This window comes from Oceanibaculum sp., assembly GCF_022449305.1.
Classification (GTDB): Bacteria; Pseudomonadota; Alphaproteobacteria; order Oceanibaculales; family Oceanibaculaceae; genus Oceanibaculum; species Oceanibaculum indicum.
The window spans coordinates 1-16228 of the sequence record NZ_JAKUSO010000037.1; the positions used below are offsets into that span (position 1 = coordinate 1).

The window sequence follows — 16228 nt, forward strand, 5'->3', positions numbered from 1 at the left end:
TGTCGAGGATCGCCGAAGGCATGAAGAAGGGGTCATTGGCGGTCCAGCCATTCTCGTCCACCTCGCGGCTGACCAGCGCCGCTGCCGCCGCTATGGCATTGCTGCCGCACTCGGCTACGTTCTGCGGGACGAAATCCGGATCGGCGTCGATCTTGTTGATGATCGCCGCCCCCGCCCCGTAATAGAGCAGGACAAGGACGATCAGCACCCCCAGGCTGCGCGCCAGCGGGATACGGCGCAGCCACTGCGTCACCCGGCGGCGCGGCGCGGAATATTCGTCATAGGGGAACTCGTCCCGCGTCTCGTTGCCCGACATACTCTGGTCCTGCTTAATTTCCGGATCATCGACAGATAGGTACGCGCGGCCCGAAAGTCAGCCTGCCGTCTGTAATGCCTGCCTTGATCAGTCCGTGCGCCCGACGCCTTCCTCCGCCGCCAGGCGCTCACGCCGGCGCTGTTTCTTCATCCACAGCGGCGCACCGAACACCGGTTCCGGCAGCGGCTCCGCCGGTCCGCCCGGCATGGTGGGGCGTGGCGCGAAACGGCCTAGGCTGATCAGCCGGTCATACATCACGATGGCGCCGGCAATGCCGACATTGACGCAGAACTTCATCGGTATCTGCACCACATAATCGCACAGCCCGACAATCTGCGGGTCCAGGCTGTTGCGCTCCGGCCCCAGAATATAGGCGGCCTGGCGCGGATGGCGGAAACTCGGTAACGCCACCGCCTCCTCCACCAGCTCCACCCCGACCAGCGTACAGCCATCCGGCAGGCGGAAATCGCGCGGGCCATCGAACCGGTAATAGGGAAGATTGCGCAAGGTATTCGATGTGTCGCTCTGGTTCAGCTTCTTGCGGTCGTAGGATTCGCCCACGGTAAAGACGAAGCTGGCGCCGAAGGCGTGCGCGGTGCGGAACAGCGTCCCCGCGTTCTGCGCCTTGCTCAAGCCCTGAACGCCGATGGCGAAATAGCCTTTCATGACCTCTCCTTTTCCTTCCCTCCTGCTTGCCAGCGCCGGGGCGGCAGGGCAAGGTTGCCGGCATCGGAGTTCCCACCAGCCTTTTTTTTTGCGGATGCCCCCAATGACAGAAGAAATCCTCCGCGTCCAGACCAACACCGCCGGCAGCGGCAGCGCCGCGCCCATCGCCGTCGAGGTGACGCGCGGCGGCATGGTCGAGAGCTTCCACCGGGTCATCGCCGCCGTGGCGGACGCCTCGGGCAGCCTGCGCCATGCCTGGGGCGATGCCGGAAGGCTGGTCTATGGCCGCTCCGCGATCAAGCCGCTACAGGCGATCCCCTTCGTGGAAAGCGGCGCCGCCGATGCCTATGGGCTGGCCGACCGCCATATCTCGCTGTCCTGCGCCTCGCACAGCGGCGAGACGATGCATACGGAGACGGTGGATGCCTGGCTGTCGCAGCTTGGCCTCGGCAATAACGATCTGGAATGCGGCAACCAGATGCCGAGCCACGAGCCGACCGCGCATGCGATGATCCGCAAGGGCGAGAGTGCCTGCCGCATCCACAACAATTGCTCGGGCAAGCATTGCGGCTTCCTGTCCACGGCAAAGCATCTGGGCGAGCCGACCAGGGGCTATACAAGCGCCGACCATCCGGTGCAGCAGCGCCTCATCAGGATCTGCGAGGAGCTGGGCGGCGAGGATCTGTCCGCCACCCCGCGCGGCATCGATGGCTGCGGTATCCCGGTCTTCGGCATGTCGCTGAAGGCGATGGCGGTGGCGATGGCGCGCATGGCCGACCCGGCGGAACTCTCCGCCAAACGGCGGGAAGCGATCCTGCGTATCCGCAAGGCAGTTGCCGCCGAGCCGCTGATGATCGCCGGCACCGGCCGCTTCGGCAGCCTCGTGCTCCAGCAGCTGGGCGAGCGCATCCTGCTGAAGACCGGCGCGGAAGGCGTCTATACCGCCGCCCTGCCGGAACTTGGCCTTGGCATCGCGCTGAAGGTGGATGACGGCAATGGCCGCGCCTCCACCGTGGCACTGGGCTGGATCCTGACTCAGCTCGGTGTGCTGAAGCAGGCTGATCGGGATGCGCTGGCCAATCAGCTCACCGTTCCCGTCACCAACTGGGAAGGTGTCGGCTGCGGCACGATCCGCCCGGCGCCGGACCTCAGCCTGTAGATCAGACGCCGACCTCGCGCAGATAATAGATCAGGTCGATGGAGGGCGGCTCTGCCCCCTCCATCCCGATCATGTGATGCACCTGCCCGCGATGGTGGGTCTGGTGGTTGAACACATGCCCCAGCACCAGCCGCACCGGCATGGTGAAGGTCTCGCCGCGTGTGTTGGTATAGCTGAGGTCGCCGGCAAGATAGTCCGGTGTCATCGCCGCGATGAAATCGACGAAGGTCTGGTCCTGCGCCGCCCGCGCCGCCTTCAGCGCGTCGAAATCCGGGTACGGCACCTCGTCCAGCCTGTAGCGGTAAGCCGGCTGGCCGGGAAAGCGTGACAGCCACAGCCGGTCGCCAACCATGATGTGGTTCAGCGTATGGTGGATGGACCCGAAGAAGCCCTGCCGGTCGGCGCGCCGGGCGGCGTCTCCCAGCGCCTCTGCCGCGGCGTAGAGCTTCCCGTTCGCCCAGCAATTATAGGCCGCCAGCGTCGCGAAATAGGCCTTGTCGGTCATTGTCCCCTCTCCTTGCTGCCGCGCAGCGCATCCGCCGTGTAGAGCGCAAGGCCGGCCCAGATGCAGCCGAACGTCACCATATGCGCTGGCGTGAACTCCTCCCCGAACAGCAGCACCGCCAGCAGGAACTGCCCGGTCGGCGCCACATATTGCAGGATGCCGACCGTGGACAGCTTAAGGCGCCGCGCCGCTGCATTGAACCACAGCAGCGGCAGCAGCGTGACCAGCCCCGCCGCCACCAGCAGCAGGTCGGTGGCAAGGTCAATGGCGCCGAAGCTGCCGGCACTGCCCAGCCAGAAGATATAGCCGAGCGCAAAGGGCGTCAGCGCCACCGCCTCGACCGACAGGCCGCTGATGGCATCGACCGGCACCAGCTTGCGGATCAGCCCATAGAAACCGAAGGAAAAGCCCAGGAACAGCGCGATCAACGGCACCTCGCCCGCCGCACCGATCATGACAGCCACGCCGATGGTGGCCAGCGCCACGGCGGCGATCTGCGCCGGGCGCAGCCTTTCCTTCAGGAACAGCATGCCCAGCAGCACATTCACCAGCGGGTTGATGTAATAGCCGAGGCTGGCCTGCGGCACCTGCCCGCTGTTCACCGCAACGATGTAGGTGAACCAGTTGGAGGACAGAATCGCCGCCGACAGCAGCAACGGCAGGAACAGTCGCCAGGATGTCAGCGCCGTCACGACGCCGCGCCAGCGGCGCAGGAGCCCGATCAGCAGCAGCAGGAAGACCGCCGACCAGGCGATGCGGTGCGCCAGAATCTCCGCCGGGGCCACATGCGCCACCAGCTTGAAGTAGATCGGCGCCACGCCCCAGAACAGGAAGGCCGCCAGCCCGTAGCAGACACCGATCAGCGCCTCGCGGCGTGCCACGGCATCGTGCACAGCGCTGGCGCCGGATACGGACTTAACGGTCATTGGGAAACTTTCCAGAACAGGCGGACACCGGCCGCCGCCCTATCGGCAAGGGCAGCGGCCGGATCAGGAAGACCGCACCATAGACGTTAGCGGATCATCCAGAAAGTGGGGCCGTTTACACGGTCCAACTCGGCGCGGCTGAGGCCGACATCACGCAGCTGGCGGTCGTCCAGCTCCCGCAGATCATAGCGGTGGGCGGCGCGGGCCTGCGCATCGGCGAGCCAGGCAAGCAGGCCGAAGAAGAAGGTTGAGAGGGACAGGCGCGTCTGCGTCTTCACGGAGGTGTTCAGACACGCCGGCTGCTGCTTCATCGTAAGGGTGGCCATCTCGACTCTCCATCGCATTTGATAAAATGTCTTCATGACACTTTTAGAACGCTTGGCCTTCCTGTCGCTTTGATATTCTTGTGAATTAGCAGATTTCACAAACGACCGTTTTTCATGCACCGATAAATAAAATTTATCTGGTAAAAAAAGCCTCCGGCCGAGGCCGGAGGCAGTGACAGGGTTGGCGAAGCGAAGGGAACCGGCCGTCGGTGAAACCGAGAATAGCCGGCGTTACTGGCGGATGCTTCAGGCCCGCCAGAAGGGTTTTGCGATTTCCGGCGCGATGTCGGCGCGGCTGAGCGCGACATCCTTCAGCCCGCGCTCGTCAAGGCCGGCAAGGTGATGGCGCTGCGTGGCGCGCTCCTGCCAGGCGACCAGCAGATCGACGATACCGACCAGCAGCGCCTTGACCGTGGGTACACCGAACCGGGGCTGGAAGACGGTCTTGCTCCCCATCTGAGGGGCAGCGGCGGAAGACAGCGGGCAGGCAGTATGGGTGGCGGCCATGGCACTCTCCTTGAACGGTCAAATTGTCCTAATGACAATCCGGAACCATCAAATTCCTGACATAACGCCTATATCTGCCTTTTCACCGTGGGCTACAAAGGATAGTTTTTTATCATGGTGATAAGTTTTTATAATACCTGAACGGAGCCACCGAGATGTCCCGCCGCCTGCCGCCGCTGACCGCCGTCCGCGCCTTCGAGGCTGCCGCGCGGCATCTGAGCTTCACCAGGGCCGCCGACGAGCTGCATGTGACGCAGGCGGCAATCAGCCATCAGGTGAAGTCGCTGGAGACCTGGCTGGGCCTGCCGCTGTTCCGGCGCGGCAGCCGCGCCCTGTTCCTGACCGAGGAGGGGCAGAGCTATCTTGCCGTGGCGCGCGACTGTCTCGACCGGCTGGCCGAGGGGACCGGCCGGCTGCTGATGCGCGACCGCGCCGGCCGGCTGACCGTCTCCACCTTCCAGTCCTTCGCCGCGACCTGGCTGGTGCCGCGCCTCGGCCGGTTCCGGGCGGCGCATCCGGATATCGATGTCTGGGTCGCGGCCAACGACAAGATCGTCGACTTCAACCAGGAGGATGTGGATTGCGCGATCCGCTATGGCGCCGGCGGCTGGCCCGGCGTGAAGGCGGTGCGCTTCATGACCGAGAGCGTGTTTCCGGTATGCAGCCCGAAGCTGCTGCAAGGCGCGCATCCGCTGCGCACACCGCAGGACCTGAAGCACCACACGCTGCTGCACGATCATATGAACGAGGATTGGCGAATGTGGCTGCTGGCCGCCGGCATCGATGATGTCGATCCCACGCGCGGCCCCTCCTTCAGCCATTCCAGCATGGTGCTGCAGGCCGCGATGAACGGCCAGGGCGTGGCGCTGGGGCGCAGCCCGCTGGTACGCGACGCGATTGCCGAGGGAACGCTGGTGCAGCCCTTCAAATTCACGCTGAACGCCTATCATTCCTATTTCTTCGTCTGCCCCGAAGCTTCTGCCGAACGGCCGAAGATCGCCGCCTTCCGCGACTGGCTGTTCGCCGAGGCGGAGCGCGACGGCATGCGCATCAAAGAATAGCCGCAAAGGCGCAAGACATCGGCTTGTAACCTTCTGGCGGATATCCCAGAATAACCGTCAATCAAGAACCGACACCAAGGCCGGAGCCCATCATGCGCGACGCCTTCCCGGCGATTCTGGCCATTGTGCTGGGCGTCATGATCCTGCAGCTCGGCAACGGCCTGATCGGCGTGCTGGTGCCGCTGCGCATGGGGCTTGAAGGCCTCTCGCCGACGATGGTCGGCGTCGTTGCCACCTTCTATTCCTTCGGCTTCCTGATCGGCTGCCTGCTGGTGCCGCGCATGGTGCGCGGCATCGGCCATATCCGCACCTTCGCCGTATTCGCCGCCGCCGTCTCCGCCTCGACGCTGGGGCTGACGCTCGGCATCGACTGGGGGCTGTGGGGCGGCCGGCGCGTCCGGAGGGGCCTCTGCATGGCCGGACTGGGCAGCGTCGCCGAGAGCTGGCTCGTCGCCCAGGCGCCACAGCCCATCCGTGGCCGCGTGCTGTCGCTCTACATGATCTCCAACAAGCTGACGCTGGCCGGCGGGCAGATGCTACTGGCCATCGGCGACCCGATGGGCACCGGCTTCTTCCTGCTGATCAGCGTCTGCGCCTCGCTGTCCTTGATCCCGGTGGCGCTGACCCGCGCCGTCACCCCGCCGCCGCCGACTGTCGCCACCATGTCGCTGAAGGAGGTGTATGGCATCGCGCCGGCTGCCCTGATCGGCTGCTTCGCCACCGGCATCATGAATGCCGCCGTCATCGGCATCACGCCGCTCTACGGTTTGCAGATTGGCATGGCCGCCGGCCCCATCGCGGCACTGGTCTCGGTCATGCAGATCGGCAGCCTGCTGGCGCAATGGCCGATGGGCTGGCTGTCCGACCGCATCGACCGGCGTCGGGTGATCGTTGCTGGCCTGCTGGTCGTGCTCGCCGCTTCGCTGGCCATCGCCCTGGTCGGCCCCAGCCTGCCGAACTGGGCGATGTACGGGCTGTTCGCGATCTGGGGGGCAACCGGCCTGTCGGTCTATGCGCTGTGCATCGCGCATGCCAGCGACTTCGCGGAGCCGGGCCAGATGGTGCCGCTGACCAGCACGCTGCTGCTGGCCTGGGCCATCGGCTCCACCATCGGGCCGCTGCTCGCCACGCTGGTGATGGAACTGATCGGCCCCGCCGGCCTGTTCCTCTATGCCGCCGCCATTTCGGGGGCGACCGGCGGTTTCGTCGCCTACCGCATGACCCGCCGAGCCGCCAAGCCGGCCGATCTGCGCGAGAAGTTCGTGAATGTGCCCGCCACCAGCCCGCAGGCGATGAAGCTCGACCCGCGCACCCCGATGGCCGACGACGAATCGGGACCGGGGGTCAAGTAGGCGGGATCAGACCGGACCCGTCGTGCGGAAGCGCAGCTTGGCGGCCAGGATCGCCAGGATCAGCACCGCCGTCACCGCATTCGCCAGGATCAGCGGCAGCGAGCCGAGCGCCAGCCCGTAGCACAGCCACAGCAACACGCCGGCCAGGAACAGCAGCAGCATCAGAAGCGAGACATCGCGCGCCGAGCGGCTGCGCCAGGCCTTCAGCACCTGCGGCAGGAAGGACAGCGTGGTCAGCACGGCGGCGATGCCGCCGACCAGCTCGACGAGATCTGGGGAGAGGACAGGAACGGGCATGGCCCGAACGCTCGCTTGGCAAGGAGGTTACGCAAGAGATTGCGACCGCGCGGGATAGTGCCGCGCCGCCCGGCATCCCGCAAGAGGACAAATGTAACTGCGACGCCGCACCCGCTTGACACGCCAAGGCGGCGCATTAGAGTTGCAGCCCTTTTGCCGCGCTGCGGCAGAAGCCTTTTACAATGCCCTTTCAGCAACCCAAGCGGAACGCGACAGATCATGGTTTCCATCACGCTTCCCGACGGCAGCGTCAAACAGTTCGAAGGCCCGGTCACGGGCGCGGACGTTGCTGCGTCGATCGGCGCCGGCCTGGCAAAGGCCGCGCTCGCCATCAAGGTGAACGGCGACGTGAAGGATCTGGCCAGCACTATCACCGCGGATTCCCGCATCGAGATCGTGACGACCAAGCATCCGGATGCGCTGGAGCTGCTGCGCCATGACGCCGCCCATGTTCTGGCCGAGGCGGCGAAGGAGCTGTATCCCGACGTGCAGGTGACCTTCGGCCCGGCGACGGAAACCGGCTTCTATTACGATTTTGCCCGCGACGAGCCGTTCACGCCGGAGGATCTGGAGAAGCTGGAAGCCAGGATGCGCGAGATTGTCGAGCGCAACGAGACGATCACCCGCGATGTCTGGAGCCGCGATCAGGCGGTCGCCTATTTCGAATCCATCGGCGAGAAGTACAAGGCCGAGCATATCGGCAATATTCCCGCCGATGAGGACATCTCGGTCTATACGCAGGGCGGCTTCACCGACCTGTGTACCGGCCCGCACCTGCCTTCCACCGGCAAGCTGGGCAAGGCCTTCAAGCTGCTGCGCGTGTCCGGCGCCTATTGGCGCGGCGACGCCAACAACGACCAGCTGCAGCGCGTCTATGGCACCGCCTTCGCGACGAAGGAGGAGCTGGAGGCCTATCTGCTGCAGGTCGAGGAAGCGGAAAAGCGCGACCATCGCCGCATCGGCCGCGAGATGGACCTGTTCCATATCCAGGAAGAGGCTGTCGGCAGCGTGTTCTGGCACCCCAAGGGCTGGACGCTGTACCGCGCGGTCGAGGCCTATATGCGCCGCAAGCTGGATGCCGCCGGCTATGTCGAGGTGAAGACGCCGCAGCTGATCGACCGCGCGCTGTGGGAGGCCTCCGGCCACTGGGAGAAGTTCCGCGAGAACATGTTCACGGTGGACAGCCAGGACGACCGCGTGCTGGCGATCAAGCCGATGAACTGCCCCGGTCATGTGCAGATCTTCCGCCAGGGTCTGACCAGCTACCGCCAGCTGCCGATCCGCATGGCGGAGTTCGGCGCCTGCCACCGTTACGAACCGTCAGGCGCGTTGCACGGCATCATGCGGGTGCGCGCCTTCACCCAGGACGACGCGCACATCTTCTGCACGGAAGACCAGATCACCGACGAGACGATCCGGTTCTGCGCGCTACTGCAGGGCATCTACAAGGATTTCGGCTTCACCGAAGTGAAGGTGAAATTCTCCGACCGTCCGGAAGTGCGCGCCGGCGACGACGCCATCTGGGACCGCGCGGAAGGCGCGCTGAAGGACGCGGTCGAGGCGGCCGGCCTGCCCTACACGCTGAACCCCGGCGAAGGCGCCTTCTACGGCCCGAAGCTGGAATTCGTGCTGCGCGACGCCATCGGCCGCGACTGGCAGTGCGGTACGCTGCAGGTCGATTTCGTGCTGCCGCAGCGCCTCGATGCCTCCTATATCGGCGAGGACAGCCAGAAGCACCGGCCGGTCATGCTGCACCGGGCGATCCTGGGCTCGTTCGAGCGCTTCCTCGGCATCCTGATCGAGCAGTATGCGGGCAAGTTCCCGCTCTGGCTCTCGCCGGTGCAGGTGGTGGTCGCGACCATCACCAACGAGGCCGATCCCTATGCCGAGGAGGTCGCGGCGACGCTGAAGGCCGCCGGCATCCGGGTTGAAACCGACCTGCGCAATGAAAAGATCAACTACAAGGTGCGCGAGCACAGCCTGGCCAAGGTGCCGGTATTGCTCGTGGTCGGCCGCCGCGAGGCGGAGGAGCGCAAGGTCGCGATCCGGCGTCTGGGCGGCGACAAGCAAGAAGTGCTTGCGCTTGAGGACGCACTTCATAGACTTAAGGAAGAAACGCAGCCGCCGGCCTGATGGCCGGACCCGGCTGCAAAAACCCGTTGCCGTATGGGAAGGCGGCAACGCGGTATCTTTTGCCTTCCCGATCAAACGGAGGTGTTAAATAGCTCGTTTCCAACCAGATGCCGCGCCCAGCAAGGATGGTCCGCGGGTCAATGAAGATATCTCAGCCGACACGCTGCGCGTGATTGGCGCGGATGGGGAAAATCTTGGGGTCATGGCCCGGCGGGACGCACTACGTGCCGCTGACGAGGCTGGCCTCGATCTCGTGGAGATCTCGCCCGGCGCCGTGCCGCCGGTCGTCAAGATCCTCGACTACGGCAAGTTCAAGTACGAAGCGCAGAAAAAGCGCAACGAAGCGCGCAAGAACCAGAAGGTCATCGAGGTCAAAGAGATCAAGATGCGCCCGAACATCGACGATCATGACTATGACGTCAAAATGCGCAGCGTGAACAAGTTCCTCAACGAAGGCGACAAGGTGAAGGTCACCATGCGCTTTCGCGGCCGCGAAATGGCGCACCAGGACATCGGCATGAATGTGCTGATGCGGGTGAAGGACGATGTGGAGGAAGTGGCCAAGGTCGAACAGCATCCGAAGCTGGAAGGCCGCCAGATGGTCATGGTGATCGCGCCGCGCTGAGGCGCGCCGATACCCCCCGCCACACGGCCTTGCTTTCCGGCCACGCACTCTGTATAAACCGCCTTCCCTCAGGCTACGGCCTGATGGGGCAAGGCTGCGCCATGGCTTGTAGGGCATGCCTGGCTGGCCAAAGTGAACCCGTAATGATGTGAGGTTGAAATGCCCAAGATGAAGACCCGGAGCGGGGCGAAGAAGCGCTTCCGCCTGACCGGCAGCGGCAAGGTGAAGATGGCCGTTGCCTTCAAGCGCCACGGCATGCGCAAGCGCCCGACCAAGATGCTGCGTCAGCACACCGGCACCAAGATCATGAGTGCCCAGGATGCTGCCCGCGTCAAAAAATATTTCATGCCGAACGGGTAAGGAGAAGATAGATGGCACGCGTCAAGCGGGGCGTCACTTCCCACGCCCGTCACAAGAAGGTTCTGGATCTCGCCAAGGGCTATCGCGGCCGTGGCAACAGCAGCTACCGCATCGCGCTGGAGAAGGTCGAGAAGGGGCTGCAATACGCCTATCGCGACCGTCGCAACAAGAAGCGCGACTTCCGCGGTCTGTGGATTCAGCGCATCAACGCAGCCGCGCGCATGCACGGCCTGCCCTATTCCAAGTTCATGGACGGCATCAAGAAGGCCGGCATCGACATCGATCGCAAGGTCCTGTCGGACATCGCCACGCGCGAGCCGGATACCTTTAAGTCGCTGGTCGAGCAGGCCCAGGCCGCCCTCGCCAGCAACGGCTGACCAACCGTTGTGTCGCCTTGCGATCCCGCCACGGGATCGCGCCGGCGATTAATGTGACAAGAGGGGCGGTCCTTCGGGGCCGGCCCTCTTTTCGTATCGGGAAGACGGGACTAACGATGGAAGACCTCAACCGACTGCGCGACGAATTGCTGGCCGAGGTGGGCCAGGCCGCCGATCTGGAGGCGCTGGACCGCGCCCGTGTCGCCGCGCTTGGCAAGAAGGGCCGCATCACCGAGCTGATGAAGCAGCTGGGCGGCCTCGATCCCGATGCCCGCCGCCAGGCCGGCCAGGATCTGAACCTGGTGAAGGACGCGGTGGCCGAGGCCATCGAGGCGCGCAAGGCCGGCCTCGCCGATGCCGCGCTGAACGCCCGCCTCGCCGCCGAGCGGATCGACGTGTCGCTGCCGCCCCGGCCGGAGCAGCGCGGCTTCATCCACCCGATCAGCCAGGTGATGGACGAGTTGACGGCGATCTTCGGCGAGATGGGCTTCGCCGTCGCCGAGGGCCCGGACATCGAGGACGACTTCCACAATTTCGGCGCGCTGAACATCCCGCCCGAGCATCCCGCGCGGCAGGAGCATGACACCTTCTACCTGCCCGACCGCGCGGACGGGGCGAAGATGGTGCTGCGCACCCACACCTCGCCGGTGCAGATCCGCACCATGCAGAAGACCACACCACCGATCCGCATCATCGCGCCCGGCCGCACCTACCGCAGCGACCATGACGCCACCCATTCGCCGATGTTCCATCAGGTCGAGGGGCTGGTGATCGACGAGAAGACCCATATGGGCCATCTGAAAGGCTGCCTGATCGAATTCTGCCGCGCCTTCTTCGGCGTGGACGATCTGCCGGTGCGCTTCCGCCCCAGCTATTTCCCCTTCACCGAACCCTCGGCGGAGGTCGATATCGGCTGCACCCGCAAGGGTGGAGAGCTGACCATCGGAGCCGGCGACAACTGGCTGGAAATCCTGGGTTCCGGCATGGTGCATCCGCGCGTGCTGGAGAATTGCGGCATCGATTCCTCCAAATATCAGGGCTTTGCCTTCGGCATGGGGATCGAGCGGATCGCGATGCTTAAATACGGCATTCCCGATCTGCGGACCTTTTTTGATTCCGATATGCGCTGGCTGCGCCATTACGGCTTCGTGCCGCTGGACGTACCGACGCTGACCGGGGGGCTGGCCCGATGAAATTCACCCTGTCCTGGCTGAAGGAGCATCTCGACACCGATGCCCCGCTGGAGGAGATCGTCCGCACGCTCTCCATGATCGGGCTGGAGGTCGAGGAGGTCGTGGACCGCTCCAAGGAGCTGTCCCCCTTCACCATCGCCCATGTCGTCTCCGCCGAGCAGCACCCCGATGCCGACCGGTTGCGCGTCTGCAAGGTCGATACCGGCAAGGAAATCCTGCAGGTGGTCTGCGGCGCGCCGAATGCCCGCACCGGCATGAAGGGCGTATTCGCCCCCGTCGGCAGCCATGTCCCCGGCACTGGCATCGACCTGAAGAAGGGCACGATCCGCGGCCAGGAATCTAACGGCATGCTGGTCTCCGAGCGCGAGCTTGGCCTGTCCGACGAGCATGACGGCATCATCGACCTGCCGGCGGACGCGCCGCTGGGCCTGCCCTTCGCGAAATATGCCGGGCTGGACGATCCGCTGATCGACATCGCGATCACACCGAACCGGGCTGACTGCCTGGGCGTGCGCGGCGTGGCGCGCGATCTGGCGGCGGCCGGCCTCGGCACGCTGAAGAAGCTGGACACCTCGAAGCGCAATGGCAGCTACGAAAGCCCCGTCGTCTGGCGCCGCGACTTCCCGGCGAACGCCATGGATGCCTGCCCGATCGTGGTCGGCCGGCATTTCCGCAAGGTGAAGAACGGCCCCTCCCCGCGCTGGCTGCAGGACCGTCTGCGCGCCGTCGGGCTGCGCCCGATCTCCGCGCTGGTGGACATCACCAACTATGTGATGATGGACCTTGGCCGCCCCCTGCACGTCTATGACGCCGACAAGATCGAAGGCGGCCACCTGACCATCCGCTTCGCGAAGGATGGTGAGAAGTTCCTCGCCCTGAACGGCAAGGAATACAGGCTGGATGGGGAGATCATCGCCATCGGTGACGATCATGGCGTGGATGACCTTGCCGGCGTGATGGGCGGCGAGCGCACCGGTGTGTCGGACGAGACCACCAGCGTCTTCCTGGAAACCGCGATCTTCGATCCGATCCGCGTCGCCATGGCCGGCCGCAAGCTGAACCTGCTGTCGGACGCGCGCTACCGCTTCGAGCGCGGGCTGGACCAGACCTCCCCCTTCTGGGGCACCGATGTCGCCACCCGCCTGATCCTGGAGCTGTGCGGCGGCGAATGCAGCGATGTCGTCGTCGAGGGCACGGAGCCGGAATGGCGCCGCAGCTATGACCTGCGTATCGCCCGCATTGCCGAGCTAGGCGGCGTCGCCGTGAAGCAGGGCGAGGCACTGCGCATCCTCGACATTCTGGGCTTCGAGGCAGAAACAAAGGCCGACGGCATGTTCTCCGTCACCCCGCCGCCCTGGCGCGGCGATATCATCGGCGAGGCCGATCTGGTCGAGGAAATCCTGCGCATCCACGGCTATGACAACATCCCGGTCGAGCCTCTGCCGCGCGAGACGACCATGCCGCAGCCAGCGCTTTCCCCGGCCCAGCGCCGCGTACCGCTGGCCAAGCGCACCCTGGCGTCGCGCGGCATGGTGGAGGCGGTCACCTTCTCCTTCATGCCGTCCAGCCAGGCCGCCCTGTTCGGCGGCCCGGTGAAGCCGGAGATGATGCTGGCCAACCCGATCTCCGCCGATCTGGACGCCATGCGCCCGTCGATCCTGGGCAATCTGCTGGCCGCCGCCCAGCGCAACGCCAACCAGGGCTATCCCGACCTGGCGCTGTTCGAGGTCGGCCCGCAATATGCCGACGCCACGCCCAAGGGCCAGTCGGCGATGGCGACCGGCATCCGTGCCGGCATGACCGCCCCGCGCGACTGGAGCCGTCAGCAGCGCCCGGTGGATGCCTTCGACGCCAAGGCCGACCTGCTGGCCCTGCTGGAGGCGCTGGGCGCGCCCGCCGGCAATGCCCAGGTCTCGACCGATGCGCCGGACTGGTACCATCCGGGCCGGTCGGGCTGCCTGCGCCTTGGCCCCAATGTGCTGGGCTGCTTCGGTGAGCTGCATCCGCGCCTGCTGCAGGCCTATGACCTGAAGGGGCCGGTGGCCGGCTTCGAGCTGTTCCTCGACCGGGTGCCGATGCCGAAGGCGAAGAAGGGCGCGACCAGGCCGTTCCTGAAGCTCTCGCCCTTCCAGCCGGTAGAACGCGACTTCGCCTTCGTAGTGGATGCCGATGTCGCCGCCGAGCAGATCGTGCGGGCCGCGAAAGGTGCTGACAAGGTTCTGGTGTCCGAGGTTGGTGTGTTCGACGTCTATGTCGGACCGGGCGTTGGCGAAGGCCGCAAATCGGTCGCCATCAACGTCACCCTGCAGCCGACCGAGCGCACGCTGACCGAGGAGGATATCGAGGCGGTCAGCGCCAAGATCGTCGCCCAGGTCGAAAAGGCCACCGGCGGCAGTCTGCGGCGGTAAGGTTCTCTGCGGCCGTCACCCCACATCTGTGACGGGGTGACGGTGGACGAGAGAGGGCAACCACATATTTTCCTAGCCGCCGGACGCGCCTTTGGGCAAACAGGTCGGTGACAGGAATTCTGGATCAGGAAAGCGTTTCGATAGACATGTCGATCCCGCAGAAGAACATTCGCAACTTCGCCATCGTCGCGCATATCGACCACGGCAAGTCCACGCTGGCCGACCGGCTGATCGAGCGCTGCGCCAAGCTGCAGTCGCGCGAGATGAAGGAGCAGCTGCTCGACTCGATGGATATCGAGCGCGAGCGCGGCATCACCATCAAGGCGCAGACCGTGCGCCTGCCCTATATCGCGAAGGACGGGCAGGAATACCTGCTGAACCTGATCGACACGCCCGGCCATGTCGATTTCACCTATGAGGTCAGCCGCTCGCTGGCGGCCTGCGAGGGCTCGCTGCTGCTGGTCGATGCCAGCCAGGGCGTCGAGGCGCAGACCCTGGCCAATGTCTATCTGGCGCTGGATTCCAACCATGAGATCGTGCCGGTCCTGAACAAGGTGGACCTGCCCGCCGCCGATGTGGACCGGGTGAAGCAGCAGATCGAGGATGTGATCGGGCTGGACGCTTCCGACGCGATTCCGATTTCCGCCAAGACCGGTGTCGGCATCGACGATGTGCTGGAAGCCATCGTCCAGCGCCTGCCCGCGCCGCCGGAGGCCGACCCGGAAGCGCCGCTGCGCGCCCTGCTGCTGGACAGCTGGTACGACGCCTATCTCGGCGTCATCATCCTGGTCCGCGTCGTCGAGGGCACGCTGAAGAAGGGCATGAAGATCCGCATGATGGCGACGGGTGCCGCGCACCCGGTGGACCGCGTCGGCATCTTCGGGCCGAAGATGGTGGAATTCGGCAGCCTGGGCCCGGGCGAGCTGGGCTATATCACGGCGGGCATCAAGACGGTGGCCGACTGCCGCATCGGCGACACGCTGACCGAGGAGCGCCGGCCCGCGACCAAGATGCTGCCCGGCTTCAAGCCCTCCATCCCGGTGGTGTTCTGCGGCCTGTTCCCGGTCGATGCTGCCGATTACGAGCATCTGCGCGACAGCCTGGCCAAGCTGGCGCTGAACGATTCCAGCTTCCATTACGAGGCGGAAAGCTCCGCCGCGCTGGGCTTCGGCTTCCGCTGCGGCTTCCTGGGCCTCCTGCATCTGGAAATCATCCAGGAGCGGCTGGAGCGCGAGTTCGACCTCGACCTCATCACCACCGCGCCCAGCGTGGTGTACAAGATCCACATGACCGACGGCTCAACCATCGAGCTGCACAACCCGGCCGACTTCCCCGATGTGGTGAAGATCGACCGCATCGAGGAGCCGTGGATCAAGGCCACCATCTTCGTGCCGGACGATTATCTGGGTCCGATCCTGACCTTGTGCACCGAGCGGCGCGGCGAGCAGATCGAGCTGACCTATGTCGGCAACCGCGCCATGGTAGTCTATCGCCTGCCGCTGAACGAGGTGGTGTTCGACTTCTATGACCGGCTGAAATCCATCAGCCGCGGCTATGCCAGCTTCGACTACCAGATGGAAGGCTATGTCGAGGGCGATCTGGTGAAGGTCTCCATCCTGGTGAATGCCGAGCCGGTGGACGCGCTGTCCATGCTGGTGCACCGCAGCCAGGCGGAGTTCCGCGGCCGCATGATCTGCGAGCGGCTGAAGGATCTGATCCCGCGCCAGCTGTTCAAGATCGCCATCCAGGCCGCCATCGGCGGGCGCGTTATCGCCCGCGAGACGGTCTCCGCCATGCGCAAGGACGTGACCGCGAAATGCTATGGCGGCGACGTCAGCCGCAAGCGCAAGCTGCTGGACAAGCAGAAGGAAGGCAAGAAACGGATGCGGCAGTTCGGCTCCGTCGAAATCCCGCAATCGGCCTTCATCGCCGCGCTGAAGATGGGCGATAACTAAGCCTGACTCTTTCTGTTTCAGCTTTCTCCGTCCGTCACCCCCGCACTTGTTGCGGGGGTCCA

Annotated in this window: 16 protein-coding genes and 1 pseudogene; 10 read left to right on the forward strand and 7 right to left on the reverse strand. The window is 65.1% G+C overall.

Translation table 11 applies throughout. The features are described 5' to 3' along the window. Both MK313_RS11860 and MK313_RS11865 read right to left on the reverse strand, forming a co-directional pair. A pseudogene (locus MK313_RS11860) lies at positions 1-316 on the reverse strand (DUF2333 domain-containing protein); the annotation flags it as partial. 87 nt (positions 317-403) lie between these two features. Then, complete coding sequence (locus MK313_RS11865) at positions 404-982, reverse strand: RNA methyltransferase (RefSeq protein WP_287781791.1); 579 nt, start codon at positions 980-982, stop codon at positions 404-406. 103 nt (positions 983-1085) lie between these two features. Between MK313_RS11865 and MK313_RS11870 the strand changes: the two genes are divergently transcribed. After that, positions 1086-2141, forward strand: coding sequence for an asparaginase (locus tag MK313_RS11870; RefSeq protein WP_287781792.1), 1056 nt, complete (start codon positions 1086-1088; stop codon positions 2139-2141). Between the two features lies 1 nt (position 2142). Here the strand turns inward: MK313_RS11870 and MK313_RS11875 are convergent, their stop codons facing one another. From MK313_RS11875 to MK313_RS11890, 4 genes are all read right to left on the reverse strand, one after another. Beyond that, on the reverse strand, positions 2143-2646 hold the full coding sequence (locus MK313_RS11875; RefSeq protein WP_287781793.1) for a DinB family protein: 504 nt from the start codon (positions 2644-2646) through the stop codon (positions 2143-2145). Continuing rightward, positions 2643-3572, reverse strand: coding sequence for an EamA family transporter RarD (gene rarD / locus MK313_RS11880; protein ID WP_287781794.1), 930 nt, complete (start codon positions 3570-3572; stop codon positions 2643-2645). The genes MK313_RS11875 and rarD overlap by 4 nt, the downstream gene beginning before the upstream one ends. 86 nt (positions 3573-3658) lie before the next feature. Then, on the reverse strand, positions 3659-3898 hold the full coding sequence (locus tag MK313_RS11885) for a DUF1127 domain-containing protein (protein ID WP_287781795.1): 240 nt from the start codon (positions 3896-3898) through the stop codon (positions 3659-3661). Between the two features lie 246 nt (positions 3899-4144). Next, complete coding sequence (locus MK313_RS11890) at positions 4145-4405, reverse strand: DUF1127 domain-containing protein (protein WP_287781796.1); 261 nt, start codon at positions 4403-4405, stop codon at positions 4145-4147. 155 nt (positions 4406-4560) lie between these two features. Here MK313_RS11890 and MK313_RS11895 point away from each other — a divergent pair, with 155 nt between their 5' ends. Both MK313_RS11895 and MK313_RS11900 read left to right on the forward strand, forming a co-directional pair. After that, positions 4561-5466, forward strand: a complete 906-nt coding sequence (locus MK313_RS11895) for a transcriptional regulator GcvA (RefSeq protein WP_287781797.1) — start codon at positions 4561-4563, stop codon at positions 5464-5466. 92 nt (positions 5467-5558) lie between these two features. Continuing rightward, complete coding sequence (locus tag MK313_RS11900; RefSeq protein WP_287781798.1) at positions 5559-6818, forward strand: MFS transporter; 1260 nt, start codon at positions 5559-5561, stop codon at positions 6816-6818. 6 nt (positions 6819-6824) lie between these two features. Here the strand turns inward: MK313_RS11900 and MK313_RS11905 are convergent, their stop codons facing one another. Next, complete coding sequence (locus MK313_RS11905) at positions 6825-7115, reverse strand: SemiSWEET family sugar transporter (RefSeq protein ID WP_287781799.1); 291 nt, start codon at positions 7113-7115, stop codon at positions 6825-6827. Between the two features lie 219 nt (positions 7116-7334). Here MK313_RS11905 and thrS point away from each other — a divergent pair, with 219 nt between their 5' ends. From thrS to lepA, 7 genes are all read left to right on the forward strand, one after another. Further along, entirely contained in the window at positions 7335-9248 is a 1914-nt protein-coding gene (thrS, locus tag MK313_RS11910) for a threonine--tRNA ligase (protein ID WP_121218503.1), read from the forward strand. An 88-nt stretch (positions 9249-9336) separates the two neighbouring features. Then, entirely contained in the window at positions 9337-9873 is a 537-nt protein-coding gene (gene infC / locus MK313_RS11915; RefSeq protein ID WP_040706464.1) for a translation initiation factor IF-3, read from the forward strand. A gap of 159 nt (positions 9874-10032) precedes the next feature. Next, positions 10033-10233 carry a 50S ribosomal protein L35 gene (rpmI, locus tag MK313_RS11920; protein WP_287781800.1) on the forward strand — a complete coding sequence of 67 codons (201 nt, stop codon included), beginning with the start codon at positions 10033-10035 and terminating at the stop codon, positions 10231-10233. Positions 10234-10244: 11 nt separating this feature from the next. Beyond that, entirely contained in the window at positions 10245-10610 is a 366-nt protein-coding gene (gene rplT, locus MK313_RS11925; RefSeq protein ID WP_008943356.1) for a 50S ribosomal protein L20, read from the forward strand. A gap of 116 nt (positions 10611-10726) precedes the next feature. Next, on the forward strand, positions 10727-11803 hold the full coding sequence (gene pheS / locus MK313_RS11930; RefSeq protein ID WP_287781801.1) for a phenylalanine--tRNA ligase subunit alpha: 1077 nt from the start codon (positions 10727-10729) through the stop codon (positions 11801-11803). Beyond that, complete coding sequence (pheT, locus tag MK313_RS11935; RefSeq protein WP_287781802.1) at positions 11800-14211, forward strand: phenylalanine--tRNA ligase subunit beta; 2412 nt, start codon at positions 11800-11802, stop codon at positions 14209-14211. The genes pheS and pheT overlap by 4 nt, the downstream gene beginning before the upstream one ends. Before the next feature lie 146 nt (positions 14212-14357). Next, complete coding sequence (lepA, locus tag MK313_RS11940) at positions 14358-16166, forward strand: translation elongation factor 4 (RefSeq protein ID WP_008943359.1); 1809 nt, start codon at positions 14358-14360, stop codon at positions 16164-16166. Positions 16167-16228 lie beyond the last annotated feature (62 nt).